This window comes from Lysobacter spongiicola DSM 21749 (assembly GCF_900167055.1).
Taxonomy (GTDB): domain Bacteria; phylum Pseudomonadota; class Gammaproteobacteria; order Xanthomonadales; family Xanthomonadaceae; genus Novilysobacter; species Novilysobacter spongiicola.
In genome coordinates this window covers 60,352-86,391 of record NZ_FUXP01000009.1, presented here as the reverse complement: position 1 = coordinate 86,391, position 26,040 = coordinate 60,352, and the positions used below count along the sequence as shown (strand labels likewise).

Sequence of the window (26,040 nt, the reverse complement as noted above, 5' to 3'; positions counted from 1 at the left end):
GCACCTGGATCCGGTCGGGAGCGGGTCCGCTAGGATGCCACGCCCGGGGCCTGCTTCCCGGATCCATTCCCTGCCGATTCCTCCTTCCCGGCCTGCCTGCGCTCATCCAGCACCGACGTGATCAGCGCACCCGCCAGGAACACCACCGCGCTGTAGTACATCCACACCAGCATGACCACCAGTCCGCCAGCCGGACCATAGGCGCTGCCGAGGCTGGCCTGGCCGAGGTAGAGGCCGATCGCCCAGCGGCCGAACATGAACATGCCAGCGGTCAGGGCGCCGCCCACCAGCGCCATGTGGCGGTCGACCGGGCAGTCCGGCAGGAGCCGGTACATGGCCGCAAACACCGCCGAATACAGCACGAAAGAAAACAGCGAGATGATCACCGGCAGCAGGTCCGGCAGCCAGGCCGCCAGCATCGCCAGCCCTGCCTGCACGACCATCGACACCACCAGCAGGAAACCGATGGCGATCGCCATGCCGAACGAGAGCAGGCGCTTGCGCAGCCACGCCAGCATGCCGCCCAGTTGCTCGGCGTCGGAGTGGAATACCCGGTTGAGCGAGGTCTGCAGGTGGGCGAACACGATGGACGCACCGAACAGCAGCGCACCGGTACCCACCAGCGCGGCCATCGAGCCGGTACCGGGCTGGCTCTCGGCGTTGGCCACGATCATCCGTGCGGTGCTCTCGACCTGTGGCCCGACCAGCATGGCGATCTGCCGGAAGAACTCTTCCTGGGCGGAGGGGTACAGCGATGTCGTGAGCCAGAGCAGGAGTACGACCAGCGGCGCAAGCGACAGCATGGTGTAGAAGGCGAGGGCCGCGGCCAGCGCCAGGATGTCGTATTCGAAGAAGCGCGAAGCCACCTGTGCCGGCCAGCTTCCGGCGGCGCGCGCCTGCAGGGCCTGCAGGCGCGCCCGCAGGCCGGTCCCGCCCGTGGCGGCGCTGTTTCTCGTGTCCTTGCCCGTGTCCGTCGGCATGCGGTTCCTGTCGGTGGTGTTCAGACCATCGGCAGTATGGAGCGGACCAGGTTAGGGTCGCGTGGGCCGTCGGGCCGCACGCGAGGTTTCAGCCGGCGAGGCGCTGCTTGACCAGCTTCGACACCAGGCCCATGTCGGCCTGGCCGGCAAGCTTCGGCTTCAGCACCGCCATCAGCTTGCCCATGTCGGCCGGCGACGAAGCCCCGGTTTCCGCGATGGCCGCGTCGATGGCGGCGGTGATCTCCGCCTCGCCCAGCTTGGCAGGCAGGTAGCGCTCGATCACCACGATCTCGTCGCGCTCGACCTGCGCCAGGTCCTCGCGGCCGGCCGCCTCGTACTGGGCGACCGAGTCCCGCCGCTGCTTGACCATCTTGTCCAGCACCGCGATCACCTGGGTATCGTCCAGCTCAACGCGCTCGTCGACTTCGCGTTGCTTGATGGCCGCGTTGACGAGCCGGATCACGCCGAGGGACTGCTTGTCGCCGCGCTTCATGGCGGCCTTCATGTCTTCGTTGAGTCGCTGCTTCATGGACATGGGCTTGCTTCCTTGGTATTTCAGGGGTGTCTCAGCGGGGGCTGAGCGGTGTAAGGGAAACGCAAAAAGCCGGCGGCGCATCGAGGCGCGGCCGGCTTGGTGCTGCCAGCCCGTCACCACCTTGCGGCGGCACGGGCCAGTGCGCGATCAGTACAGGCGCTGGCGCTTGGTCACGTCGCGCGAAGCACGACGGGACTGGCGCTTCACCGCAGCGGCGGCCTTGCGCTTGCGCTCCTGGGTCGGCTTCTCGTAGTACTCGCGCTTGCGGGTCTCGGCGAGCACGCCGGCCTTCTCGCAGGTGCGCTTGAAGCGACGCAGGGCAAACTCGAAAGGCTCGTTCTCGCGGACTTTGACGCTGGGCATACGGTATCTCGGTTCGGGTGGTCGGCCCGGTTCCGCCGGGCGAGCCGCGTATTTTAGCGGGACCAGCGGAGCGAGTGCAAGCCGCCCCCGCGGAAGGGTGCCGACCGGCCGCCGCGGGCGCGTGCAGGCGGCCGCGCACCCGCATCCGCGCTAGGCTTTCCACCCGCCTGCCCCCACCTACCACCTGATGAAAGTCCTCGGCATCGAAACCAGTTGCGATGAAACCGGCGTGGCCGTCTACGACACCGACGCCGGCAGCCTGCGTGCCCACGCGCTATACAGCCAGGTGGCCCTGCACGCCGAGTACGGGGGCGTGGTGCCCGAGCTGGCCAGCCGCGACCACGTGCGCAAGCTGTTGCCGCTGATCCGGCAGACCCTGCAGGAGTCCGGCATGGAGGTCGGCGACATCGACGGGTTGGCCTATACCGCCGGCCCCGGCCTGGTGGGCGCGCTGCTGGTGGGTGCGGGCGTCGCGCGTTCATTGGCCTGGGCACTGGATCGGCCGGCGATCGCGGTCCACCACATGGAGGGCCATCTGCTGGCACCACTGATGGAGGACGACCCGGAGGATCCGGGCCGGGGGCCCCCGCAGCCGCCTTTCGTGGCCCTGCTGGTCTCCGGTGGCCATACCCAGCTGGTCGCGGTGGAAGCGGTCGGACGCTACCGGCTGCTGGGGGAGACCCTGGACGACGCCGCCGGCGAGGCCTTCGACAAGACCGCGAAACTGATGGGTCTGCCCTATCCGGGAGGCCCCGAGCTGGCGGCGCAGGCGGAGCGCGGCCGCCCCGGCGTGTTCAGGTTTCCGCGGCCGATGACCAACAGGCCCGGTCTGGACTTCAGCTTCAGCGGCCTGAAGACCCAGGTGCTGCTCGCGTGGCGCGACAGCGGCAAGACCGACAGCGACCGCGCCGACATCGCGCGGGGCTTTGAGGACGCGGTCGTCGACACGCTGGCGATCAAGTGCGAGCGCGCCTTGGACGAAGCCGGTTGCGACACGCTGGTGGTGGCGGGCGGCGTGGGCGCCAACCGGCGGCTGCGCGAGCGGCTGCGGAAGATGGCAGTCGACCGTGGCGGTCGCGTCAGCTTTCCGCGGCCGGCCTTCTGCACCGACAATGGCGCCATGATCGCCTTCGCCGGCGCCCTGCGGCTGCAGGCCGGCCAGTACGAGGACGCCTCGGTCCGGGTGGCGCCGCGCTGGGACATGGCCGCGCTGCCGGCGCTGTGACCGCAACCCACGGGAGCCCCATGGACAAGGTATTCATCGAAGGGCTGCAGATCGACGCCCTGATCGGCATCTACGACTGGGAGCGTCGCATCCGCCAGCCGCTGGTGTTCGACATCGAGATGGCGTTCGACAACCGCATCCCCGCTGCCAGCGATGCCATCGAGGACACGCTGAACTACAAGGCAGTGAGCAAGCGCATCATCGGCTACGTCTCCGAAACCGGCTTCGGGCTGGTGGAGACGCTGGCCGAACGGGTCGCGGCGCTGATCCTGGAAGAATTCGGCGTGGCGCACGTCAAGCTGCGGCTGGCCAAGCCGGGCGCGGTGCGCGGCGCGCGATCGGTCGGGGTGGTCATCGAGCGTTCCGCCGCTACCCTGTGACGATGAATCGATTGAACGGAATACGCGAAACAGTCTCCGGGGTGCCCTACGCCGGGCCGGTACTGGCACTTGCCGGACTGGTGCTGGTGGCCTGGCTGGCCAACTGGGTGGTGCGCAGGATCGTGCTGCGCATCGTCGAGCGCATGGCGATGGCCTCGTCGTTGAAATGGGACGACGCTCTGCTGTCGCGCGGGGTGCTGTCGCGGCTGGTGCACGTGGTGCCGGCGCTGATCATCGCCACCGGCGTGCCGCTGGTCGCGGGCCTGCCCGAAGGGCTGGTGCTGGTGGTGCGCAACGTCGCACTGGCCTACGTCGCCCTGACCATCGCGATCGCGATCAGCAACCTGCTCGACGCGCTCAACGACATCTACGTGAGCCGGAGCACGCGCGCCAACCAGCGGCCGATCAAAGGCTACCTGCAGCTGGTCAAGATCGTGGTGTTCGTGCTGGCGATCGTGATCATGATCGCCACCCTGATCGACCGCTCGCCGCTGTTGCTGCTGTCGGGCTTCGGCGCGATGAGCGCGGTGCTGCTGCTGGTGTTCAAGGACACCATCCTGTCGCTGGTGGCGAGCGTGCAGCTGACCGGCAACGACATGCTGCGGGTGGGTGACTGGATCGAGATGCCGTCGCTGGAAGCCGATGGCGACGTCATCGACATGGCGCTGAACACGGTCAAGGTCCAGAACTGGGACAAGACCATCACCACCATCCCGACCTACCGGCTGATCAGCGACAGCTTCAAGAACTGGCGCGGCATGCAGGAGTCGGGTGGCCGGCGGATCAAGCGGCCGCTGCTGATCGACCAGGGCTCGGTGCGTTTCCTCGAGCCGGAGGAGCGCGACCGGATGCGCCGCATCGCCCTGATCGACGAATACCTGGACGCCAAGCGGCAGGAGCTGGAAGCGTTCAACCAGAAGCTGCTGTCGGCCGGCAAGGACCCCGTCAACACGCGTCGGGTCACCAACATCGGCACCTTCCGCGCCTACGTGCAGCATTACCTGCGCGCGCACCCGCGCATCGCCCAGCAGATGACGCTGATGGTGCGCCAGCTGGAGCCGGGCCCGACCGGCCTGCCGCTGGAGGTGTACTGCTTCACCGCGACCGTCGACTGGGTCGAGTACGAGGGCATCCAGTCCGACATCTTCGACCACCTGATCGCGATGCTGCCCGAGTTCGGGCTGCGGCTGTACCAGGCACCGGGCGGCGCCGACGTCGCCGGCGCACTGGCGCGCCTGCAGGACACCGGTGGAAACAACGACGAAACCACTGCCGCCGTGGATGCCTCGGCCACCGATGTGTCCGCGGCCGCAGCCAGGCCCGGGGTTGGATCCTCGACGACGGCAGCCCCCGGTGGCGCGTCGCGGACCGGGGCAGGGAAGGGCGAATGAGTCGCGCCTATCTCAGCCTCGGCAGCAACCTGCGGCCCGAGCACCACCTGCGCATCGCGGTGGCGGCGCTGCGCCAGCGCTTCGGCGACATCCTGCTCTCGCCGGTGTACCGGACCGAGGCGGTGGGATTCCAGGGCAACGCCTTCTGCAATGCAGCCGCCGTGATCGACACCGACCTCGACCCGGAAGCGCTCAACGACTGGCTGCACGCGCTGGAAGACGCCAACGGCCGCGACCGCAGTGGCCCGCGCTACGGCGACCGCACCCTGGACCTGGACATCGTGCTCTACGACGAACGCATGCTCGACGGCCCCGGCCACCTGCGCATTCCGCGGCCGGAGTTGCAGCATGCGTTCGTGCTCAAGCCGCTCGCCGACATCGCCCCCGACGCAGTGGTGCCGACCGATGGCCGCACCCTGGCACAGCTCTGGTCGGTGCATCCCGACCGCGACAAACCCTTCGAAACTGTGGACCTCTCGCCCGCACCGATGTCGACGCCCACCCCGTAGGAGCGACGTCAGTCGCGACCATGGCGCCGGTGATGGAATGTACAGGTCGCGACTTACGTCGCTCCTACATCACCGTTCCTTTGTAGGAGCGGCTTCAGCAGCGACCACCCACCTTCCTATCCCCGCGCCACCCGCATCCATCCGCGTCCACGCCCGCCAGCACGCACGCGCCCCGCGCATCACACCGCCAGCATCCGTCCGCCATCCAGGTGCAGCACCTGCCCGGTTGTGTAGCGCGCGTCCTGCAACAGCCACCGCACCGCCTCGGCCACCTCGCCGGGCTCGCCGGTGCGCCCCAGCGGCGTGCGCGCCAGCATCGCCTGCCGGTCCTCGCCGCTGTCGCCTTCCGGCCACAGGATGGCGCCGGGCGACACCGCGTTCACCCGCACCGCCGGCCCCAGGTCGATCGCCAGCGCCCGGGTCATCATCAACAGCGATGCCTTGGCCATGCAGTACACCGCGTGCCCCGGCAACGGGCGTTCGCCGTAGATGTCGGCGATGTTGACGATCGCGCCGGCGCCGGACCGCTGCAGGTGCGGCGCCGCCGCCTGGGCCAGGAAGAACGGACCGCGCGCGTTGCTGTCGAACAGCTCGTCCCACTGCGCGGGGTCGATGCCACCCAGCGGCGTCGGCTTGAAGGTGGAGGCGTTGTTCACCAGCGCGTCCAGCCGGCCGAAGCGCTGGACCACGGATTCGACCATCGATGGCAGGCGGTCGAAGTCGGCCAGTTCCGCCTGCAGCAGCATCGCGCTGCCGGGACGTGATGCCTCCAGTTCCGCCGCCAGCGCACCGGCCTCGCTGCCGGAGCTGCGGTAGTGCAGGGCGAGGTCGAAGCCGGCGCCGTGCAGCGTGCGCGCGATGGCGGCGCCGATGCGCCTGGCGGAGCCGGTGACCAGTGCGACGGGACGTGCGGACATGCGGGTCTCCTACACGGACGGTACAGAGGGGCACGGTATCCTGCGCGAGGACCCGCCAGGATGCCAACGTGACCGACTTCCAGCTCCCCACGCCCGGGGCCGATGCGCTCGAACACAGCGCGCGCCTCGACGCCTTCATCCGCGAACAGATCGAGGCCGCCGACGGCGCGATCCCGTTCTCCAGGTTCATGGAGCTGGCGCTCTACGCGCCGGGACTGGGCTACTACAGCGCCGGCGCCACCAAGTTCGGCGAGGAGGGCGATTTCGTCACCGCTCCCGAACTGGGGCCGGTGTTCGCCGCATGCGTGGCCGAAGGCGTGGCCCCGGTGATGCAGCAGATCGGGCCGCAGGCACGCTTCCTGGAGCTGGGTGGTGGTACCGGTGCCTTCGCCGAGGTCGCACTCAAACGGCTGCTCGAGCTCGATGCCCTGCCGGACCGCTACGCCATCCTCGAGCCCAGCGCCGAGCTGCGCGCGCGCCAGCGTGAACGCCTGCAGCGGCGGCTGGTGCCGCCGGTGTTCGACCTGGTGGAGTGGCTGGATGCGCCGTTCGCCGACGACTGGAACGGCGTGCTGTTCGCCAACGAGGTCATCGACGCCCTGCCGACGCCGCGGTTCGCCATCGAAGCCGGGCAGGTGCTCGAGGAGCATGTCGTCGTCGAGGACGGCCGGCTGTCACGCGCGCTGCGCCCGGCCGACGCCTTCCTCACCAACGCAGTGCGGCACATCGAAGCGCGGACGGGCCACGCCCTGCCGGACGGCTACCGCAGCGAGGTACTGCCCCAGCTCCCGTACTGGGTGCAGGCGGTGGCCGGCGGCCTCAGGCGCGGCGCAATGCTGTTCGTCGACTACGGCCACGTGCGCTCGGAGTACTACCAGCACGACCGCACCGACGGCACCCTGCGCGCCTACTACCGCCACCGCATGCATGCCGAGCCGCTGTTGTGGCCGGGCCTGCAGGACATCACCGCCTCGGTCGACTTCACCGCGCTGGCCGAGGCGGGCGTCGCCGCAGGGTTCGACTTCGCCGGCTACTGCAACCAGGCCAACTTCCTGCTCGGCAACGGCCTGGCCGGCGTGCTGGAGCGCATCGAACAGGTGGCCGATCCCCAGGAGCGCCAGAAGCGCCACAACGAGGTCAAGCGCCTGACGCTGCCCAGCGAGATGGGCGAACGCTTCCAGGTGATGGGCTTCGAGAAGGACGTCGAGTTCGGTGCGGCCTTCCTGGCCGGCGACCTCAGTTACCGTCTGTGAGCGTGCCTGCCGGGGACCCCGCCCACTGGCTGCGGCCGTTCCGTCGGCCTGCCCTCTGGTGCTCGGGTTGGGCGGTGCTGTTCGCGCTGGTCGCCACCGGCTCGCTGTTGCCGGCCAGCAACGTGCCTTCCATGCCGGTGCCGGGGCTCGACAAGCTCCAGCACTTCCTGGGCTATGCGACGCTCTCCGCGTACGGCGTGATGCTGTTCGGCCGGATGCGACCGCAGGCCCTGGCGGCGGCGCTGGTGGTGGCTTTCGGCGTCGGAGTGGAGTGGGCCCAGGGTGCAGTGACCGCCGACCGCAATCCCGAAGCCGCGGACGCGATGGCCAATGCGCTGGGCGCGCTCGCGGGCTTGCTGCTGGCATCGACGCCGGTGGCCCCGTGGCTGCAGCGCCTCGACGGGCGCCTGTTCCCGCCCCGGCAGCGCCCGGAACGGGATTGACGGGGCGGTATTCGCGCCAGGTATCCGGCCAGGCAAAGTGGGATCGGGACGAATTGTGACAAGCGTCACCGCAGGTCTTGCGTGGGTTCACCCGTTGTCCGACGCTTGGCGCGGGCTAGACAGGGGAAGTCCACCCACCACCTCAAGGAACAGAGCGCATGTCCATCCAGCACACCCGCCTGGCGGCGGCCGTGGCCGCCATCGTCGCCGCCGGCGCGTTGACGCCTGCCACGGCCCAGACAGCAGCAGACCCGCAGCCGGTCCAGAACGCCCCGACCGCCACCGCGCAAACGGATACCACCACGCTCGACTCGGTGCAGGTCACCGGTTCGCGCGTGCGCGGGCGAACGGCAGAAGACACGGCCGCGCCGGTCGACATCATCGGCCGCGAGGAGCTCGAAGCCAGCGGCGCGCTGGAGATCGGCCAGGTCCTGCAGACGCTTGAACCCTCGTTCAACTTCTCGCGCACCTTCGTCTCCGACGGCACCGACATCCTCCGCCCCGCCACGCTGCGCGCGCTGGGGCCGGACCAGGTGCTGGTGCTGGTCAACGGCAAGCGCCGCCACCAACAGGCGCTGGTCAACGTGCAGCAGACCATCGGGCGTGGCTCGGCGGGCACCGACATCAACGCGATCCCGATCTCCGCCATCGAGCGCATCGAGGTGCTGCGCGACGGCGCCGCGGCGCAGTACGGCTCCGATGCCATCGCCGGCGTCATCAACATCATCCTCAAGCGCCAGACCGAACACACCGACGTCTCGCTGATGGGCGGGCAGTACTTCGCCGGCGACGGCGAGATCATGCACGGCTCGGTCAACACCGGCTGGAACTTCGGGGCCGACGGCTTCGCCAACCTCAGTGCCGAGTACCGCAACCGCAATGCGACCAACCGCGCCGGGCCGGACAGCCTGCGGGTGGATCCGCCACGGGTGACGCAGGGCCTCGGCGATGCCGACGCCAGCGACGCCTACCTCTGGCTCAACAGCGGCATGTCCGCCGGCGCCGGCGAGCTCTACGCCTTCGGCGGCCTGTCCCGGCGGCAGGGCGAGTCGGGCGGCTTCTTCCGCTCGCCCGGCGACAACCGCACCGTGCCCGAGCTGTACCCCGACGGGTTCCTGCCCCGGATCCTCAGCACGGTCGAGGATGCTTCGCTCGCAGTGGGCTACAAGGCACCCATCGGCGACAGCAGCTGGGACTGGGACGTGTCGATCAACCACGGCCGCAGCCGCTTCGGCTTCGACGAGAGCAACTCGGTGAACGTCAGCTGGTGGTACGAGCCGATCGACCCGGCCGACCCGACGGGGCCCATTTATGCGTCCTCGCCGACCTCGGCGGATACCGGCACGCTCGAGTTCGACCAGACCACGTTCAACCTGGACTTCCGGGGCAGCGTCGAAGGCCTGGGCGACCACCTGCTGTACCTCGCCACCGGTCTCGAATGGCGGCAGGACAACTACCGCATCGAGGCGGGCGACCCGGTCTCGTACATGTACGGCCGCAGCAACGACCGCGACATCCCGATCACCGGGCAGACCGGCGAGGTGGCGCAACCGGGCATCCAGGGCTTCCCCGGCTTCTCGCCCAACGAGGAAGTCGACGACGGCCGCCACAGCGCCGCGGTGTACTTCGATGCCGAGACCCACCTGAGCGAGCGTTTCCTCGTGGGCGGCGCGGTGCGCTTCGAGGACTACTCCGACTTCGGCAACACCACCACCGGCAAGCTGTCGGCGCGCTTCGACGCCAACGAGTCGTTCGCCATTCGCGGCACCGTCGCCACCGGCTTCCGCGCGCCCGGCGTGCAGCAGCTGTTCTACAGCCAGCGCTCGACCAACCTCAACGCCGAAGGTGTGCTCACCGATACCCTGACGGCGCGGCAGGACAGCAACGTCACCCGCGCCTTCGGCATCGAGCCGCTGCAGGAGGAGACCTCGGCCAGCGGGACCCTCGGCTTCGTGTTCTCGCCGGGCGATCGCTTCTCGCTGACCATGGACGTGTTCCGCATCGACATCGATGACCGGATCATCTTCTCCAGCAACATCCAGCCGGAAAGCGTCGGCGGCAATGGCCAGCCCTGTGCGCCCGACAACGCCAACTGCCCCATCCGCGGGATCCTCGACCCGATCGGCGTCGGCCAGGTGTTGTTCTTCACCAACGCGATCGACACCCGTACCACCGGGCTGGACGTGGTCGCCAACCACGGCACCGAGTTCGCCGGCGGCGCCCGGCTCGACCTGACCGCGCTGCTGCACTTCAACAAGACCGAGGTGAAGGACCGCCGCTCGCAATCGCCGATCCTGTCGCCGGAGCAGCTGTTCGACGACACCCAGGTGACCCTGGTGGAAGAGGGCCAGCCACGCGTGCACCACGTGCTGCAGGCGGTCTACGCAGACGGCCCATGGCGCTGGACCGCCCGAGGCAACTACTACGGCTCGGTCAGCGGCGAGGGTTTCACCCCCGGCGTGAAACACACCTGGGGCGGCAAGGCCCTGTTCGACCTCGGGGTGCGCTATTCCGTGTCCGAGGACCTGCACGTCACCGTCGGCGGCAACAACATCTTCGACGAGTACCCCGACGAGTGGGACCGCGACACCGGTGCCCCGTTCCCGCAGATGGGCTTCAAGTACGGCTGGGAGACCATGCCCTTCGGCATGAACGGCGGCAGCTGGTACGTGCGCGCCGACTACCGGTTCTGAGCCATGCAGCCGGGCGGCCCGAGCGCCGCCCGGCCGACGCACCGCCCCGGCGCATGTAGGAGCGACGTAAGTCGCGACCCCGCAGCGCCGGCCTCCCCGCAACTGTAGGAGCGGCTTCAGCCGCGATCGTGAAGTAGGCGCGGGCGTACGGTCGTCCGATCGCGGCTGAAGCCGCTCCTACAAAAGCGGATGGCGGCGTGTCTGCCTACGGCTTCTTCCCCGTCGCCTCCATCACCGCGCGGATGCGCGCCTTGCGCATCGCCTCGCCGATCGCCGGGCCCTCCAGCCCGGGCGGCAGGTCGGATGCCTGCACCCGGCGGGCCGCTGCATGGGCTTTCCGCAGCAGTTCGCCCTGCGGGTACGGCTCGTCCTGCAATCCCGCCCGCCCGCGTTTGTCGGCCTCGCACACGGTGGCGAGCTGGTCGATGCGCTCGGGTTTGCGGAAGCCGTCGCAGCGCTCGATCAGTTTCACCGCGGTACTCGCGCGCAACTCATCGAAACGGTGCACGTTCAGATGTTCCCGGCAGCACGTCACCGCCAGTTGCCGGTGCCCGGTCGGCACCTTCAGCCGATCACTCACCGCCCGCACCGGCTCGATCCCGCCCTGCTCGTGCCCAATGTGCTTGGGCAGCACATCCTCCGGCGTCAGCGCCTTGCCGAGATCATGCACCAGCGCGGCAAAGCCGATCAGGTCGTCACCCGGCGCCAGCCTGGCCGCCATGTCGCAGACCAGCTCCACGTGCACGCCGGCATCGACCTCCGGGTGGTACTCCGCGCGCTGCGGCACGCCGTACAGCGCCTCCACCTCCGGCAACACCACCGCCAGCGCACCGCAGTCGTGCAGGGTGCGAAGGAACGCCGAAGGCCGGGTGCTGGCCAATGCACGCCGCAATTCCTGCCACACGCGCTCCGACACCAGCTCGGCCAGCTCCCCGCTCTCGACCATCGCCCGCATGAGCGATTTCGTCTCTTCCGCGACGACGAACCCGTGTTCGGAGAAGCGCGCCATGAACCGCGCCGCCCGCAGCACCCTCAGGGGATCCTCCACGAATGCATCGCCGACATGGCGCAACACCCGCTGCTCGATGTCGCGGGCGCCGCCATACGGATCCACCAGCCGGCCCTCCGTGTCCTGCGCGATCGCATTGATGGTGAAGTCGCGCCGGCCGAGGTCCTCTTCCAGCGTCACCGACGGATCCGCATCCACCACGAAGCCGCGGTAGCCCCGCCCGGACTTTCGCTCCGTCCGCGCCAGCGCATGCTCCTCGCCCGTCTCCGGATGCAGGAACACCGGGAAATCCCGCCCCACCGGCTTGAACCCCGCCGCCTCCATCGAGGCCTGGGTCTCGCCGACCACCACCCAATCGCGGTCGCCGGGTTCCAGCCCCAGCAACCGGTCACGTACCGCACCGCCGACGAGATAGGTCTTCATGCGTCGCAATGATGCCCGCTTCAGTGGATAGATACCGCCACCAGCAGACGGGGACGTAGCGGACGGGGCGGGGCCGGGGCTGGCGGAGAGCGCGCCATGGATGGCGCGCGGCCCGACTAAAGGCAGGACAGCCGTCCGGAGGGCGCAGCCAGCCCCGGCCCCGACCTGGCCGCGGGCGCCACTCCTCCTCAGCCCCTCCGGAGGCGTGTTGCTCGTAAGACTGCCGGCCTCAAGCTGCCGGCGAAGCAGGGCACCGGAACTGCTTCCGTGGCCCCTGCGTCCGACCCTCCATCCGGTCACTCAACCGCAGCGCGTCCCCATCCAGCCGCCAGTCGTAGATCACGCTGAACGCGAACACCCGCGCCACGTACTCGCGCGTCTCCTTGTAGCTGATCGTCTCGATCCAGAAATCCGCATCCATCCCCGGCCGCTGCGACTGCCAGCGCTGCAGTGGCGTCGGCCCCGCGTTGTATCCCGCGATCGCGAAGTAGGGTTTGCCACCGTACTCGTCCATCATCTGCCGCAGATACGCCGTGCCCAGCACGATGTTGGTCTCCGGCTGGTACAGGCTCGCCGCACCGCCCCAAGGCTCCCCGATCCGGCGCGCGACCGAGGCACCCGTCGCCGGCAGCACCTGCATCAGCCCCAGCGCATTCGCCCCCGAGCGCGCCTTCGGATTGAAGATGCTCTCGGCGCGGATCTCCGCCGCGACCCACGCCGGATCGATGTTGTTGCGCGCCGCCTCCCGGCGGATGACGGCATCGTGCGACAGCGGGAAGCGTAGCGAATAGAAGCGCAGCTCTTCGGGCTTGCCGCGACCCAGCGAAAACACCGCCCGGTCGTACCAGCCGTTCGCCTGGGCCATCTCCACGGCGAGGTGGCGGCGGCTGTCGTCGAAATCGTCCATCGCATCGTGCCACTCCTTCACCGCCCACCCCGCGCGGCCCAACTGGTGCAGGCCCATCGCGCGGCGCAGTGCCGGATTGGCCGAGACCGAGGCGCGCAACGCGGCGTCCGCCGAAGGCTCACGCGGGCACAGCGCATACGGCTGGTCGATGCGGTCAGCGGCGAGGAAACCATGGAACTCCGGAACCAGCGCCGCGGCTCGGTACTTGGCCTGCGCAGTCGCGGCATCACCCGTCAGCTCCGCGAGTCGCGCCTCGAAGTACGCATAGCGCGAATCGTTGCGCTGGTCCGGCCCCATCTTGCGGATCGCCGCCAGCGCCGCCGGCCAGTCCGAACGCGACAGGGCTTCGCGCACCCGCCACTCGTGCAGGCGCTCGTCGTAGCTGGACTCCGGCACCAGGTTGAGCCGGCGCTCGGAGTCGGGCAGGTACGAGGCGACCGACCACAGCGCGATCCGGTACATGGCACGGCCGCGGTCGGCCTCGCTGAAACCCAGGGCGCGCGCGTACTGGGGCAGCAGCGACTCGGCGCGATCGGGATCGTCCTTGCCCAGCTTCGCGAGCCCGTGCGAGGCCACCAGCCGGCTGCGATCGGTCTTCGGCCATTCCAGCGCGCGCGGGTGTGGGGAGTCGATGAAAGCCGCGTAGTCCTCCGCAAGTGCACGTTCGGCCGGCGGCAGGTTGCGCGCGGCCACGCGCATCACGCCCGGCTGCCACTCGGCCGCCGCCTTCTCGATGCGTTCCCACGACAGCGCCGGGGGCAGGTGGCCGGCATCGGCCAGGGCCGCGAATACCGGGTCGCACTGATCGGGCCTGGACTCGCCGCTGCCGCGCCAGATGTCCTGTGCCTCGCGGGTCCACTCGGCGCCGGTGCGGCCGAGGCGCCGCTGTGCATCCAGCTTGCCGCAGCGCAGGCGGATGTCATCGATGCCGTCATCCCATGCCGCAAGGAAAGCGGCAGCATCCTCGCGGCGCGCTGTGGCGGTGAGCCATGCCTGGCGGAATTCGGCGGCAACCGCGTCGCCCTGGTAGCGCTGCAGGAAGGCCTGCGCCCGCGCCGGCGGCAAGGTGTCGATGTCCCGCTTCAGCGCCGCGTATTCGACCCACCGGTAGAGCGGGTGGGCGGCGATGTCGCCGTGCCCGCTGGCGTCATGCCGGCCCAGCTCGGCCTGGCGGATGGCTTCGTCGATGCGGGGCAGGGCCGGGTCGACCATCGGCTCGAACCGGTTGTCGGCCGGGCGCGGCACGGCGGCCGCCGGCGCGGTCTGCGCAGCCGCCGGCTGGCCGGGGGTGGATTGGGCACACGCGGCGCTGGCGCAGGTCATCGCGAGCGCGGCACAGAGGACGGAGAGGGGTCGTGATCGCATTCGCCGGACTATAGCGACGGTGGAATGAACATCCCGCTGCATATCTTTCACGCCGCGGTAGGCGTCCCTCGGCCGGTATGGTATCGGCGGCGGCAACGATGGCCGCGAGGAGAGATCGATGTCACTGGCGTGGTTGCTGTTTCCGCTGCTCGGCGTGGTCGCCGGCGTCCTGGCGGGCCTGCTGGGTGTGGGCGGCGGGTTGGTGCTGGTCGCAGCGCTGGCGTGGCTGCTGCCGTTGATGGGTGTGCCTCCGGAAGCGGCCATGCATGCCGCGCTCGCAAGTTCGCTGGCGAGCATCGTGTTGACTGCGGCGGCGTCGGCGCGCGCGCACGCAAGCCGCGGCAGCGTGCTGTGGCCGACGGTGGCGTGGATGGTGCCGGGCCTGTTGATCGGCGGCTGGCTCGGCAGCGGGCTGGCGGTCCGCATGGACGATGCGGTCCTGCGCTACCTGGTGGCGGGCTACTGCCTGCTGGCGGCCGCGCAACTGCAGTTCGGCAAGCCGCGCCTGCATCCGGGTGGCGAGGCGCCCGCACCCGCCGGCTGGCCCATGAGCGCGGCGGGGACCGGCATCGGCGCCCTCTCGGCGGTGGTCGGCATCGGTGGCGGCAGCATGACCGTGCCATTGCTGGTCTGGCGCGGCGTTGCTCCGGTGCGGGCCGTGGGCACCTCGTCCGCCTGCGGCGTCGCCATCGGTCTGGCCAGCGCACTCGGCTACGCGCTGCACGCACCCGCCGGCGCGTTGCCCGAGCATGCCGTGGGGTATGTGTACCTGCCGGCGGCCATCGGGGTGGCACTGGCCTCGGTGCTGTCCGCACCCTTGGGGACGAAGCTGGCGCACCGCCTGCACGGCGACACCCTCAAGCGGGTGTTCGCGCTGTTCCTGCTGGCGGTGGCGGTGAGCCTGCTGGTCTCCGCCTAGGGTGCATGGCCGGGACTGGCGTGTTCGTCCCGCGCCCGCCGGTCGTGGAGGATGTCCAGCCGGAGGCTGTAGGCGGCCGTGAACGCGGGAAACAGGTTCTGGATCACCCCGACCGAGTCCTGGTTGTGCGAGAAGACGAAATACGAAAGTGTCATCCCGCTGCCCAGCAGGCTCATGACCCAGAACAGGCGGGGGATCACCGGCCTCCCGGCGCGCCTCGACGCCAGGAACTGGACCAGCCACCGGGACCCGAACATCAGCGCACCGGTCCAACCGATGAGTTTCCAGATCGAAAGGTGCAGCCCGGTCCAGGCCAGGAACGGAAGCGGAGTATCCATGAAGGTCATCGTTCGGGCATCCCGGTTGCTGGAGGCGAAGCGGGCTCTGGAGCAGCCCGCGTCCTGAATATGATGCGCCCCCGGTAGGGGCTGCCAAGGACGGTCGTGGTGTGCCCCAGCGCGGCGATGCGCGCCTGGATTTCCGGCCATCGTGCCTCCTTGCAGATCCAGACCGCCCCCGGCTCGTTGACCGCTTCAATCAGCTCGGTCGCGAGGTCCTCGTCATTCCTCGGATTGAAGTGCGCCTGCAGGCCTGCCGGGACCGGGTCGAGGCTGATCTTCTCGATCTCCGCATCCAGGTGCAGGCGCAGGCCATAACGTGCCATGTCTTCCACGAACACCACCTCCGTGACGGGTGTGTCCGTGCGCTCCCGGATGGCCATCGCCCATCTGGAGGCGTCCTTGTGAGTTGGCCAGAAGGCCGTCGCCAAGCTCAGGCCCAGCAGGGCAAGGACCCACCCGGCCAGCCAGGACCACCTGGGCGACGCGCGCTGCTCCTTCCTGCGCTGCATCGCGATGATGATCGCCAAGGGAACGAAGAGCGGTAGCAGGTAGAGCGGCATGCGTGACCGCGACAGGATGAAGACCAGCAGAGGTACCAGCACCCAGAGGGCCAGGAACACGGCAGCCTTGTCTCCACGGCGTGCGTCACGGCTTCGCCATCGCCTGATGTCGGCGGGCAACGCCTTCGCCCAGCGCCATGCAGTGGCAGTCCACGGAACCGTTCCAAGCACCAGCGTCGGAACGTAGACCGTGATCCATCCATACCATTCGCCGTGTCGGCCGAACTCGTCGGTCGTCACCCGGTTGATGACCTCGTCGCCGATGAAGTATTCGAACAATCCGGGATTGCCGGCGATCACTGCGGCATACCACGGAAGCGCCAGCGTGCAGAACAGGGCGGCGCCGGCCAGCTGGAAGCCGAGGTGGCGGCGCCAGGACCGGTGGTCGTAGGCCAGCAGCACCACGAGCGGCAGCAGTCCCGGGGGGCCCTTCGCCAGGAAGGCCAGGGCGAACCCCACCCACATCAGCGCGAACCAGGCGAGCGGTTGCCGGCTACCGCTGCGCGCCTCGACGAACGCCCACACCGCCAAGGTCTCGCTCGCCGCGAGGATGAAGTCTGTCGTGACCAGGTGCGAGGCGCCAAAAGGCAACAGCATCGTCGCGAAGACCAGGGCGGCGGTGGACTCCGTTCCCGGCGCCAGCCGCTTCGCGATCCGCCATGTCAGCAGCACGCACACCAGGTAGGACAGCGCGACTGGCACCCTGGCCGCGAACGGCGTCTTTCCGAAGGCACCCAGGCTCGAGGCGATGGCCCAGTACGTCAGCGGCGGCTTGGTCCAGTGGCCGACATGGCCGCTGCGGTGTGGATTGAGCCAGTCGCCACTGTCGAGCATGTTGACGGCGACATTGGTATAGCGCCCTTCGTCCGGATCCCACAGGCCGCGACTGCCGAGGAACGCGAACGCCAGCACGATACTCAGCGCGATCAGTGCATACCGCTGCCAGGCAGCCCTATGGTTCATGGACGTTTGCCTCAGGGACACCGGGTACGCAGCCTGGAAGAAGGGCGGATCCCGGCACCAGCACCCATTCGCGGCGGCTGGAACGGCCCAGCGGGATCAAGCGTGCCGGATCCACGCACTCGCGCGCGACACCTTCCAGTGCGAACAACCAGCGTTCCCGCGGCGCCTCCGCCAGCCACGCCACGGCGTCGCGCCACTGGGCATCGAAGTCCTTCTCGAACCCGAACTCGAACACCGGTGGCGCTGCCTGCAGGAGATGCTGCTCCCGCCAGGCGACCAGCCCCAGTTCCGCGTCCTTCCCGATCCGGGTGCGCACGTCCTGCATGAGTTTCCGTGCCGAGCTGTCCGCATCCAGCGCCGGTCCCAGTGCCAGGCCATGGATCGTCCACAACAGCAGGCTCGCACCGACCACGGCGATCGCGGCCCGCTTCACCCGCGCCCAGCACGCGAGCAGCACGAGCACGCACCCCAGCACCACGAGCCAGGTCGCCAGCGACTGCAACACGGGGGCGTCCAGGCCGCGCTCCAGAGCGATGCGGTTGGCCCATCCGGCATCCGCCAGTGCGCTGGTGCCCGCGCCGGCCAGCAGCAGCCCCAGTGCCACCACGTAGCCGATCAGGGTGCGCTGGACACCCGCCTTGCGCAGCAGGCCCGGCAGCAGCGGGGCGGCTGCAATGCACATGGCCGGCAAAGCGGGGAAGAGATAGACCTCGCGCTTGCCCGGGCTCAGGGTGAAGAAGGCCAGAACAAGCATCGACCAAGCCACCAGGTACAGGATCCTGCGGTCCCCGCGGCGGATCCGCCTCCACCACGCGGGCAGGAGCCAGGGCAGCAGCAATGCGCCGGGCAGCCAGAGCGTCGCGATGACCTGCAGGTAGTACCAGGCCGGGCGGACGTGGTGCCATGCGTCGACGTAGCGGGTGCCGGTCTGCCTGAAGAGGATGTCCGACGCGTATCGATGCAGCATCGGGTCATTGCTTCCCGCCACCGCCAGCAACATGGGCAACAACCAGACCGCGACGCCGGCCAGGAATGCGACGGGCAACCACGGCCAGAGACCCGGCGCCAGGGTGGCCGCGCCGGCATCGCGCCGGATCCTGCTCCGGTCGAGCCACCATGGCAGCAAGAGCAGCAGCGGCAGGAAGCCCACCCCCTTCGTCACCGTGCCGAGGCCGGCGGCGAACCCGCCCCACAGCAGTGCGTTGCGTCCGCCATCGCAGAGCAGGTAACGCATCAATCCCCAAAGAGCGAGGGTCGTGCAGAACACCAGCACCATGTCGATCTGCCCGCGCTTCGCCTGCAGTCCGAACTGCAGCGTCGCCAGCAGGGCGAAAGCGGCGTAACCCGCCACCTGGCGGTTCCAGAGACGCCGGGCCAGATCCCAGGTCAGCCAGAGCGTGCCCAGCGAAGCAAGCAGCGATGGCAGCAGGAATGCGACCCGCCAGTTGCCCGTCCCCTGGTAGGCGAGGGCCTGCAGCCACATGAACACCGGTGGCTTGTGGGCATACAGCTCGCTCCCGCGACGCGGGATCAGCCAATCGCCCGACTCCACCATCTGCGTGGCGGCCAGCACGAAGCGCGGTTCGTCGGGTGGGGATGGATCCCGCAGCCCCAATCCCGCAGCGAGTGCGATGGCGGCCAAGGCAAGCATCGCCCAGGGGGTGGTACGGAGTTGGAGACGGGACACACTTGCTCACCGGCAGCACGTTCGATGGGTGCATCATGGGGAGACAGGCATCGGAAATTTGTCGCAAGCCTCCGACACGGCTCCGACGCTCCGGGGGCCAGCCTGCCTGTGGACCACCAGCCTGGACGATCCATGCGCCTGCTCCTGATCGAAGACAACCAGAACCTGGTCGCGAACCTGTTCGACTACCTGGAGCCGCGCGGCCATGTGGTGGACGCCGCACCGGACGGGCGCACAGGGCTGCACCTCGCAAGCACGCAGACGTATGACGTGATCATCCTGGACTGGATGCTTCCGCGCCTGGATGGGCCGGGCGTGCTCGCCGCGCTGCGCAGCGAATCCGGAAGCGACGTGCCGGTGATTATGCTCACCGCCCGCGATGAGCTGCCCGACAAGATCGCCGGTTTCCGCGCCGGGGCCGACGACTACCTGACCAAACCGTTCGCCCTCCCCGAGCTGGAAGTGCGTCTGGAGGCGCTGGTGGCTCGCGCGCAGGGACGGGGGCGTACCCGGGTGCTGGAGGTAGCCGACCTGCGCTTCGACCTGGCCACGCTGGAGGTGACCCGGGGCGGGCGCCTGCTGCACCTGTATCCCGCGTGTCGCCGCTTGCTGCAGGAGCTGATGCAGGCGAGCCCGGCGGCAGTGACGCGCGAGCGACTGGAGCACGTGCTATGGGGGGACGAGCCACCCGACGGGGACATGCTGCGCTCCCACATCTATGAACTCCGGCGCAGCGTGGATTCCGGGTTTTCGCTCAAGCTGATCCATACGCTGCCGCGGGTCGGATACCGTCTTGCGGCACTGGACCCGACCGAATCCAATGGAGGCATGCAGTGAAGGTCCGGCCGCGGCTGCAGAGATCCTTGACGGTTGGCGTGCTGGTCTACGTCGTCCTGCTCAGCCTCGTGGTCATCGGCCAGGGCTGGTTGATCAATGAACGGGCAGAGAGGCTGGCCTGGGAGTCACTGCTCGCGATCGAGATGGACTACTTCATCGACCGTGCCCGCGACCCCGGGTGGACCCCCCGCGATTCGGGAGCCATGGATTTCTTCACCGAAGGCGACGGGCCACAGGCGCCGCCAGCACTGCAGGGCCTGGGGCCCGGCCTCCACGACGAAGTCCGGGTCGAAGGCCGCGAAGTGGTCGCGCTGGTCCGCGTCAGTGAGGGGCGCCGGTTCGTACTGACGCTGGACATCACCGACTTCGAGCGTACGGAACACGAGCAACTCAGGCTGCTCGCCCTGACCAGCCTGGTGGCCGTCGCGTTGCTCGGGGTCGTGGTGGCCTGGGGTGTAGCGCGCATGATGGCGCCACTGCGGGACCTGGCGCAGCGGATAGCCCGGTTGCGCCCGGACCTTCCCGGGCAGGAAGTGGTGGTGCCGGATGGGGCCAGCGCCGAACTCGCCGTCATTGCCGATGCACTGAACCTCTACCTGGACCGGCACGACCAGTTCGTCGAGCGCGAGCGCGGCTTCATCGACAGCACCAGCCATGAGCTGCGCACCCCGGTGGCGGTCATCCTGGGCGCAAGCGAGCTCGCACTCGAGTCCGACATGCCGCCGCCCGCCCGGGCACAGGTACAACGGATCCAACGCACTGCCCGGAACATCGAGGAGCTGACCTCGGCGCTGCTGGTCCTGGCGAAGGATCCCGAAAAGCTGGCGCGGACCAGTGACCTGATCGAGCTCGACCAGTTGCTGCCGGACATCGTCGCCGACCATCGGCACCTTTGCGAAGACAAGGCGCTCTCGCTGGAGATCCCCACCCTTGCGCCCTGCAAGGTGGTCGCACCGATCACCATCGTGCAAGTGGCGGTCGGCAACCTGCTCCGGAACGCGATCGAGAACAGCGACACGGGCGTCATCACCATTGAACTCCAGGCAGGTGCGCGGGTCGTGGTCGAAGATCCGGGGCACGGCATGTCACCGGAACAGATCGCGGCGTTGTACGGGCGTGGCGCGCGGTCCAGGAGTCCCGGCGGCGGGATCGGCCTGGACCTGGTGGCGCGTCTCTGCAGCCACCTCGGGTGGCGCCTGCGGATCGTTCCCAGGGAGGACGGGCGGGGTACCCGCGCCACACTCGACCTGGGTTCGTCCGTCCCGCCGTCCTGAGGGGCCGGATCCTCCAACGGTTCTCCGACAGGCGCCGGCGGAGCATGGCAATGAACCTCACAGGTCCGATGCCATGTACTCGACTGCCACGCACTCCAGGCCCCCGCACTCCGCCACCGACATGGGACGGGGGCGGCCGGCGCTTTCGGTCGTCATCCCCGTGCACAACGAAGGCGGCAACATCGCGCCGCTCATCGAGGAAGTGGTTGCCGTGCTCGGGCAAACCGAGCATTTCGAGATCGTCTGTGTCGATGACGCCAGCACCGACTCCAGCCTCGAGGTATTGAAGGACCTGGCCCTGGCGCATCCCTCGCTCACGGTGCTGGCCCACCAGCGACAGGCCGGACAGAGCACCGCGCTGCGCAACGGCGTGAAGGCGGCTCGTGGCGCCTGGGTCGCGACCCTCGATGGCGACGGCCAGAACGACCCGGCCGATCTTCCCGCGATGCTTGCCGCGCTCAGGGCGGCACCCGCCACCGTCAAGCTTGTCGGTGGCTGGCGCACGGATCGCCGCGACAGCTGGAGCAAACGCGCCGGGTCCCGGTTCGCCAATGAATTGCGCCGGTGGCTGCTTGCCGATGGCACCCCGGACACGGGATGCGGCATCAAGCTGTTCCAGCGTGAGGCGTTCCTGGATCTGCCGTACTTCGACCACATGCATCGCTACCTGCCGGCCCTCGTGCAGCGTGTCGGCTGGGAGACGATGAGCGTGCCGGTACGCCATCGCGAGCGCCGGAGCGGAAAGTCGAACTACACGAACATCGCGCGCGCGCGGGTCGGCATCGCCGATCTCTTTGGCGTTGCCTGGCTGATGCGCCGGAGCCGGGTGGTACCGGTCCACCGTGTCACCCGCCCGGCGATGGAGATCGTTTCTTCGGCGGGTGCGCGGTGAAGGTCCTGGTCACTGGCGCGGCAGGCTTCATCGGCCATGCGGTCGCCGCGCGGTTGCTCGAGCGCGGAGACGAGGTGGTTGGCGTGGACAACCACAATGACTACTACGACCCGGCCCTGAAGGAAGCGCGCGTGGCGCGGATCATCGGCCGGGCCGGCTACCGGCACGTGCGGATGGACGTGGCGGATCGTGACGCGATGGAACGGCTCTTCGCGCTCCACCGTCCGGCCCGCGTGGTGCACCTGGCCGCGCAGGCCGGTGTCAGGCACGCGTCGGTGGATCCGCATGCCTATGTCTCCAGCAACCTCGTGGGATTCCTGCACGTGCTCGAGGGGTGCAGGAACCACGGGGCCGAGCACCTGGTGTTCGCGTCATCGAGCTCGGTCTACGGTGCGGGCCGACAGCTTCCGTTTGCCGAACACCAGGGCACGGACCATCCACTGAGCCTGTACGCGGCGACCAAGAAAGCCAACGAGGTGATGGCGCATTCCTATGCCCACCTCTACGGGCTGCCCGCGACCGGGTTGCGGTTCTTTACCGTGTACGGCCCTTGGGGCCGCCCGGACATGTCGCCGATGCTGTTCGCCCGCGCGATCATGGGTGGCGACCCGATCAGCGTGTTCAACCACGGCAGGCACACCCGCAGCTTCACCTACATCGACGACATCGTGGAAGGCGTGCTCCGGGCACTGGATCACCTGCCGACGCCCGATGCGCACTGGGATCCGGCAGCCCCCGATCCGGCGAGCAGCCCGGTGGCGCCCTACCGGCTCTACAACATCGGCAACGGCCGGCCGGTAGAGCTCATGCGGTTCATCCAGTTGCTTGAATCGCGCCTGGGGAGAAAGGCGAAGATGGAATTCCTGCCAATGCAGCCCGGTGACATGCCCGACACCGTGTGCGACGAGTCGGCGCTGGAAGCCGCCACCGGCCATGTTCCGCGGATTTCCATCGAGGAAGGTGTCGCGGGCTTCGCGGACTGGTACCTCGGATACACGGCCTCGCCCCCGGTTGCTGCCAGGCAGGCGCCGCGACCGGTCAACGCTCCGGATACCGCCCCGGTCCGGGCGCCGGCCTTCGCCGGCCCAGCCTAGGCGACGGGCCGGCAGGGCCCGTGAAATAGAGAACCAGCGACCTGGGACCCCCGAGAGGGTCCTTTGCCGGTTGTGGCCGGATCACATTTTGTTTACAACCGTCTGACCGCCGCATACAGGGGTGCGGCGCTTCGCTACATTTCTTAGGGAGAGAGAAGTCGATGAACGTACCCCCCCGCCACCGGTTGGCGTTAGCTGTCTCGTTGTCCTTGCTGGTTGCCGCCCCCGGGCTGGCCGTCGCGCAGGACAGTCCACCCCCGGCCCAGCAGGCCACCACGCTCGACAGCGTCCAGGTCACCGGCACGCGCATCAAGAAGGCCGAGATCGAAACCGAGGTGCCGGTCCAGACGCTCACGCGCGAGGACATCGAGCGCACCGGCCTGACCTCGATCGGCGACATCCTGCAGGAGCTCACCGGCTCCGGTTCCGCGCTCAACACCAAGTTCAATTCCTCGGGCAACTTCGGCTTCTCGCCCAACGGCGACGGCGTCGGTGCCGGTTCCGCCCAGGTCGACCTGCGCAACCTGGGCGCCAAGCGCGTCCTGGTGCTGGTGGACGGCATGCGCTGGGTCAACGAGTCCTCCGCCTCCGGCGTGGGCGCCACCACCGACCTCAACACCATCCCGCTGGCCATCGTCGAGCGCATCGACGTGCTAGAGGACGGTGCGTCGTCGCTGTACGGTTCCGACGCCATCGCCGGCGTGGTCAACATCATCACCCGCCGCAACTTCGAAGGCGGGCAGGTCACGCTCAACTACGGCGAGTACGGCGAGGGAGACGGTGCCCAGACCGGCATCGATGTCGCCTGGGGCATGAACACCGACCGCAGCAACCTGTTCCTCGGTGTCAGCCATGTCGACCAGGAGGAGATCTACTCCAACACCCGCGAGCAGGCGAGCTTCCCGATCCCGGGCACCGGCCTGACCTTCGGCAGCTCGGGTACGCCGCGCGGACGCTTCATCTTCACCGACCCGAACACCGGGATCACCCAGGACATCACGCCGAACGAAGGCAACAGCGACCCGACCTACGATCCGACCCAGACCTGCGACCGGACTGACGGATACCACTGCTTCGGCACGCCGGACCGCTTCAACTTCTCGCAGTACAACATGCTGTTGACGCCGTCCGAGCGGACCGGGGCCTTCGGCCAGTACCGCTTCTACTTCAACGACAACGTGCACGCCTACGCCAAGGCGCTGTTCAACCGCCGCGAGTCGGTCAACCAGGCCGCGCCCGAGCCGATCTTCCTCGGCCCCGACGCAGGTACCGGCAACCCGTACGCGGACGACATCTTCATTTCGGCCGACAACCCGTACAACCCGTTCGGTTTCGATTTGGTCTCGGTCGACGATCCCGATACGGCGGAAAACGAGGCCAACCTGATCCTGATCGGCCGGCGCCCGGTGGAAGGCGGCGCACGCGTGTTCGAGCAGCAGGTCGACACGCAGTACTTCGCCGCCGGCTTGGAGGGCAGCTTCGAGGCCGCCGAGCGCAGCTGGTTCTGGGACGTCAACTTCGCCACCAGCAAGAACGAGGCGGAGCAGACCAACTACGGCAGCTACAACATCCGCAACATCGCGCTGGCGCTGGGTGACCCGGACGTCTGTGCCGCCACCAGCGGCTGCGTGCCGCTGAACGTGTTCGGCGGCCCCGGCACGATCACCGACGAGATGCTGGCCTGGATCCAGCCCGTGGTGCGCGACCGCAGCGAGCAGACGCTCGATGTGTTCACCGCCAACATGTCCGGCGAGCTGCTCGACCTGTGGGCCGGCCCGCTGTCGTTCGCCGGTGGCCTGGAACACCGGCGCTACGAGGGTTCGTACCAGCCCGACCCGTTGACCGTCGCCGGCTTCTACAACGGCGTGCCGTCGCTGCCGACCTCGGGCGAGTACGACGTCAGCGAAGCCTATGTCGAATTCGACCTGCCGTTGATCCCGGAAGGCTCGTTCGGCCAGGGGCTCGACCTGAGCCTGGCGGGACGTTATTCCGACTACTCGACCTTCGGCAGCCAGTTCACCCCGAAGTACGGCCTGCGCTGGCAGGTCGCCGACGAGTTGCTGATCCGCGCCACCTACGCGGAGGGCTTCCGGGCCCCGTCGATCGGCGAGCTGTTTGGCTCGGCCAGCCGCGCCGACCTGCAGATCGACGATCCGTGCCTGGTCGGCCTGGATGGCAGCCCGCCCGACGGTGATCCGGCGAACTGCGACGCGCTGGGGGTGCCCGACGGAGCGGTGCAGACCAACGGCCAGATCTCGGTCACCACCGGCGGCAACGAGGACCTGGAGCCGGAGACGGCGCGCAGCTTTACCGCAGGCCTGGTCTTCAGCCCTGCCTTCGCCGTGGGTACGGGCTGGTCCGAGCGCCTGGACTTCGAGCTGACCTTCTACCGCCACAGCCTCGAGGGTGCGGTGCAGGCGATCGATGCGCAGACCCAGTTGAACCTGTGCGTGGAAACCCTCGACCCGCTGTACTGCGAGGGCATCTCGCGCTCTTCGGTCGGCAGCATCAATGGCTTCAACAATCGCCTGACCAATCTGGGTTCGATCAAGACCGACGGCTGGGATGCCGACATCTTCTGGACGCTGCCGGCGACCGATGCAGGCCAGTTCAAGCTGATCTGGCAGAACACCATCGTCACCCGCTACGAAGCACTGGGTGCGGCGGGACAGCGCCAGCCGCTCGGCGTGGGTATCGAGGTCACCGACAGCGCGATCCCGGAGTGGACCTCCAACGCCACGCTGGACTGGCGCCGGGACAACTGGAATGCGTCCTGGACGGTGCGCCACATCAGCGAGCTGGAAGAGCAGTGCGGCGACGCCGTCACCTTCCCGGTCTGCAGCAACCCGACCGAAGGTACCAACACACTCGAGGCGATGACCTACCACGATCTCCAGGTGGGCTACCGCTTCGACATGTTGCAGGGGCTGCAACTGACGGCGGGCGTGAACAACGCGCTCGACGACGATCCGCCGATCTGCCTGTCGTGCTCGCTCAACGGCTACGACGCGTCGACCTACGACATCCCGGGCGGGCGCTACTTCTACATGCGGGCCAACCTGCGGTTCTGATGGTTGTTT

22 protein-coding genes are annotated in these 26,040 nt (G+C 68.7%); 13 read left to right on the top strand and 9 right to left on the bottom strand.

The window, feature by feature from the left end; translation table 11 throughout:
• Positions 1-29: 29 nt before the first annotated feature.
• From B5D37_RS11110 to rpsU, 3 genes are all read right to left on the bottom strand, one after another.
• On the bottom strand, positions 30-980 hold the full coding sequence (locus tag B5D37_RS11110; protein ID WP_078758804.1) for a YihY/virulence factor BrkB family protein: 951 nt from the start codon (positions 978-980) through the stop codon (positions 30-32).
• A gap of 88 nt (positions 981-1,068) precedes the next feature.
• Positions 1,069-1,515, bottom strand: coding sequence for a GatB/YqeY domain-containing protein (locus tag B5D37_RS11105; protein ID WP_078758803.1), 447 nt, complete (start codon positions 1,513-1,515; stop codon positions 1,069-1,071).
• A gap of 147 nt (positions 1,516-1,662) precedes the next feature.
• Positions 1,663-1,878 carry a 30S ribosomal protein S21 gene (gene rpsU / locus B5D37_RS11100; RefSeq protein ID WP_078758802.1) on the bottom strand — a complete coding sequence of 72 codons (216 nt, stop codon included), beginning with the start codon at positions 1,876-1,878 and terminating at the stop codon, positions 1,663-1,665.
• 187 nt (positions 1,879-2,065) lie between these two features.
• Here rpsU and tsaD point away from each other — a divergent pair, with 187 nt between their 5' ends.
• From tsaD to folK, 4 genes are read left to right on the top strand one after another with little or no spacing between them, the layout of a single operon-like run.
• On the top strand, positions 2,066-3,103 hold the full coding sequence (tsaD, locus tag B5D37_RS11095) for a tRNA (adenosine(37)-N6)-threonylcarbamoyltransferase complex transferase subunit TsaD (RefSeq protein ID WP_078758801.1): 1,038 nt from the start codon (positions 2,066-2,068) through the stop codon (positions 3,101-3,103).
• A gap of 20 nt (positions 3,104-3,123) precedes the next feature.
• On the top strand, positions 3,124-3,483 hold the full coding sequence (folB, locus tag B5D37_RS11090; RefSeq protein WP_078758800.1) for a dihydroneopterin aldolase: 360 nt from the start codon (positions 3,124-3,126) through the stop codon (positions 3,481-3,483).
• Between the two features lie 11 nt (positions 3,484-3,494).
• The gene (locus B5D37_RS11085; protein WP_234987848.1) at positions 3,495-4,874 is read left to right on the top strand and encodes a mechanosensitive ion channel family protein; all 1,380 of its coding nucleotides are present in this window, start codon (positions 3,495-3,497) and stop codon (positions 4,872-4,874) included.
• On the top strand, positions 4,871-5,383 hold the full coding sequence (folK, locus tag B5D37_RS11080) for a 2-amino-4-hydroxy-6-hydroxymethyldihydropteridine diphosphokinase (RefSeq protein ID WP_078758798.1): 513 nt from the start codon (positions 4,871-4,873) through the stop codon (positions 5,381-5,383). The genes B5D37_RS11085 and folK overlap by 4 nt, the downstream gene beginning before the upstream one ends.
• 179 nt (positions 5,384-5,562) lie before the next feature.
• Here the strand turns inward: folK and B5D37_RS11075 are convergent, their stop codons facing one another.
• The gene (locus tag B5D37_RS11075) at positions 5,563-6,300 is read right to left on the bottom strand and encodes a pteridine reductase (RefSeq protein WP_078758797.1); all 738 of its coding nucleotides are present in this window, start codon (positions 6,298-6,300) and stop codon (positions 5,563-5,565) included.
• Positions 6,301-6,368: 68 nt separating this feature from the next.
• Between B5D37_RS11075 and B5D37_RS11070 the strand changes: the two genes are divergently transcribed.
• The 3 genes from B5D37_RS11070 (at position 6,369) to B5D37_RS11060 (ending at position 10,689) form a co-directional block, all read left to right on the top strand.
• Entirely contained in the window at positions 6,369-7,553 is a 1,185-nt protein-coding gene (locus B5D37_RS11070) for a class I SAM-dependent methyltransferase (protein ID WP_078758796.1), read from the top strand.
• Positions 7,550-7,996 (top strand): VanZ family protein, encoded by a 447-nt coding sequence (locus B5D37_RS11065; protein ID WP_159447387.1) that lies wholly within the window; start codon positions 7,550-7,552, stop codon positions 7,994-7,996. The genes B5D37_RS11070 and B5D37_RS11065 overlap by 4 nt, the downstream gene beginning before the upstream one ends.
• 158 nt (positions 7,997-8,154) lie before the next feature.
• Positions 8,155-10,689 (top strand): TonB-dependent receptor plug domain-containing protein, encoded by a 2,535-nt coding sequence (locus tag B5D37_RS11060; protein WP_078758794.1) that lies wholly within the window; start codon positions 8,155-8,157, stop codon positions 10,687-10,689.
• 205 nt (positions 10,690-10,894) lie between these two features.
• Here the strand turns inward: B5D37_RS11060 and B5D37_RS11055 are convergent, their stop codons facing one another.
• The gene (locus tag B5D37_RS11055) at positions 10,895-12,121 is read right to left on the bottom strand and encodes a multifunctional CCA addition/repair protein (RefSeq protein WP_078758793.1); all 1,227 of its coding nucleotides are present in this window, start codon (positions 12,119-12,121) and stop codon (positions 10,895-10,897) included.
• 229 nt (positions 12,122-12,350) lie between these two features.
• Positions 12,351-14,393: a lytic transglycosylase domain-containing protein gene (locus B5D37_RS11050; protein WP_234987846.1), complete on the bottom strand. Its 2,043-nt coding sequence runs from the start codon at positions 14,391-14,393 to the stop codon at positions 12,351-12,353.
• A 118-nt stretch (positions 14,394-14,511) separates the two neighbouring features.
• Here B5D37_RS11050 and B5D37_RS11045 point away from each other — a divergent pair, with 118 nt between their 5' ends.
• Entirely contained in the window at positions 14,512-15,312 is an 801-nt protein-coding gene (locus B5D37_RS11045; RefSeq protein WP_078758791.1) for a sulfite exporter TauE/SafE family protein, read from the top strand.
• Here B5D37_RS11045 and B5D37_RS11040 read toward each other — a convergent pair.
• From B5D37_RS11040 to B5D37_RS11030, 3 genes are read right to left on the bottom strand one after another with little or no spacing between them, the layout of a single operon-like run.
• Positions 15,309-15,659 carry a lipid-A-disaccharide synthase N-terminal domain-containing protein gene (locus B5D37_RS11040; protein ID WP_078758790.1) on the bottom strand — a complete coding sequence of 117 codons (351 nt, stop codon included), beginning with the start codon at positions 15,657-15,659 and terminating at the stop codon, positions 15,309-15,311. The genes B5D37_RS11045 and B5D37_RS11040 overlap by 4 nt on opposite strands.
• Positions 15,656-17,176, bottom strand: a complete 1,521-nt coding sequence (locus tag B5D37_RS11035) for an ArnT family glycosyltransferase (protein ID WP_078758789.1) — start codon at positions 17,174-17,176, stop codon at positions 15,656-15,658. Before B5D37_RS11035 ends, B5D37_RS11040 begins: the two co-directional genes overlap by 4 nt.
• Positions 17,166-18,827 (bottom strand): ArnT family glycosyltransferase, encoded by a 1,662-nt coding sequence (locus tag B5D37_RS11030; protein WP_078758788.1) that lies wholly within the window; start codon positions 18,825-18,827, stop codon positions 17,166-17,168. Before B5D37_RS11030 ends, B5D37_RS11035 begins: the two co-directional genes overlap by 11 nt.
• Before the next feature lie 168 nt (positions 18,828-18,995).
• Between B5D37_RS11030 and B5D37_RS11025 the strand changes: the two genes are divergently transcribed.
• From B5D37_RS11025 to B5D37_RS11005, 5 genes are all read left to right on the top strand, one after another.
• Positions 18,996-19,700 carry a response regulator transcription factor gene (locus tag B5D37_RS11025; protein ID WP_078758787.1) on the top strand — a complete coding sequence of 235 codons (705 nt, stop codon included), beginning with the start codon at positions 18,996-18,998 and terminating at the stop codon, positions 19,698-19,700.
• Entirely contained in the window at positions 19,697-20,974 is a 1,278-nt protein-coding gene (locus tag B5D37_RS11020; RefSeq protein ID WP_078758786.1) for a sensor histidine kinase, read from the top strand. Before B5D37_RS11025 ends, B5D37_RS11020 begins: the two co-directional genes overlap by 4 nt.
• 121 nt (positions 20,975-21,095) lie before the next feature.
• Positions 21,096-21,866 carry a glycosyltransferase family 2 protein gene (locus B5D37_RS11015; protein WP_078758829.1) on the top strand — a complete coding sequence of 257 codons (771 nt, stop codon included), beginning with the start codon at positions 21,096-21,098 and terminating at the stop codon, positions 21,864-21,866.
• Complete coding sequence (locus B5D37_RS11010) at positions 21,863-22,960, top strand: NAD-dependent epimerase (protein WP_078758785.1); 1,098 nt, start codon at positions 21,863-21,865, stop codon at positions 22,958-22,960. The genes B5D37_RS11015 and B5D37_RS11010 overlap by 4 nt, the downstream gene beginning before the upstream one ends.
• A 161-nt stretch (positions 22,961-23,121) precedes the next feature.
• The gene (locus B5D37_RS11005; RefSeq protein WP_078758784.1) at positions 23,122-26,031 is read left to right on the top strand and encodes a TonB-dependent receptor; all 2,910 of its coding nucleotides are present in this window, start codon (positions 23,122-23,124) and stop codon (positions 26,029-26,031) included.
• Positions 26,032-26,040: the final 9 nt, after the last annotated feature.

Excerpts from the sequence above, each read along its gene's own strand:
- tsaD (WP_078758801.1), top strand. The coding sequence starts at position 2,066 with ATGAAAGTCCTCGGCATCGAAACCAGTTGCGATGAAACCGGCGTGGCC.
- B5D37_RS11110 (WP_078758804.1), bottom strand. The coding sequence starts at position 980 with ATGCCGACGGACACGGGCAAGGACACGAGAAACAGCGCCGCCACGGGC.
- B5D37_RS11015 (WP_078758829.1), top strand. The coding sequence starts at position 21,096 with ATGGGACGGGGGCGGCCGGCGCTTTCGGTCGTCATCCCCGTGCACAAC.
- B5D37_RS11005 (WP_078758784.1), top strand. The coding sequence starts at position 23,122 with ATGAACGTACCCCCCCGCCACCGGTTGGCGTTAGCTGTCTCGTTGTCC.
- rpsU (WP_078758802.1), bottom strand. The coding sequence starts at position 1,878 with ATGCCCAGCGTCAAAGTCCGCGAGAACGAGCCTTTCGAGTTTGCCCTG.
- B5D37_RS11035 (WP_078758789.1), bottom strand. The coding sequence starts at position 17,176 with ATGAACCATAGGGCTGCCTGGCAGCGGTATGCACTGATCGCGCTGAGT.
- B5D37_RS11055 (WP_078758793.1), bottom strand. The coding sequence starts at position 12,121 with ATGAAGACCTATCTCGTCGGCGGTGCGGTACGTGACCGGTTGCTGGGG.
- B5D37_RS11025 (WP_078758787.1), top strand. The coding sequence starts at position 18,996 with ATGCGCCTGCTCCTGATCGAAGACAACCAGAACCTGGTCGCGAACCTG.
- B5D37_RS11050 (WP_234987846.1), bottom strand. The coding sequence starts at position 14,393 with ATGCGATCACGACCCCTCTCCGTCCTCTGTGCCGCGCTCGCGATGACC.
- B5D37_RS11060 (WP_078758794.1), top strand. The coding sequence starts at position 8,155 with ATGTCCATCCAGCACACCCGCCTGGCGGCGGCCGTGGCCGCCATCGTC.
- B5D37_RS11045 (WP_078758791.1), top strand. The coding sequence starts at position 14,512 with ATGTCACTGGCGTGGTTGCTGTTTCCGCTGCTCGGCGTGGTCGCCGGC.
- B5D37_RS11075 (WP_078758797.1), bottom strand. The coding sequence starts at position 6,300 with ATGTCCGCACGTCCCGTCGCACTGGTCACCGGCTCCGCCAGGCGCATC.
- B5D37_RS11105 (WP_078758803.1), bottom strand. The coding sequence starts at position 1,515 with ATGTCCATGAAGCAGCGACTCAACGAAGACATGAAGGCCGCCATGAAG.
- B5D37_RS11040 (WP_078758790.1), bottom strand. The coding sequence starts at position 15,659 with ATGACCTTCATGGATACTCCGCTTCCGTTCCTGGCCTGGACCGGGCTG.
- folK (WP_078758798.1), top strand. The coding sequence starts at position 4,871 with ATGAGTCGCGCCTATCTCAGCCTCGGCAGCAACCTGCGGCCCGAGCAC.
- B5D37_RS11030 (WP_078758788.1), bottom strand. The coding sequence starts at position 18,827 with ATGCTTGCCTTGGCCGCCATCGCACTCGCTGCGGGATTGGGGCTGCGG.
- folB (WP_078758800.1), top strand. The coding sequence starts at position 3,124 with ATGGACAAGGTATTCATCGAAGGGCTGCAGATCGACGCCCTGATCGGC.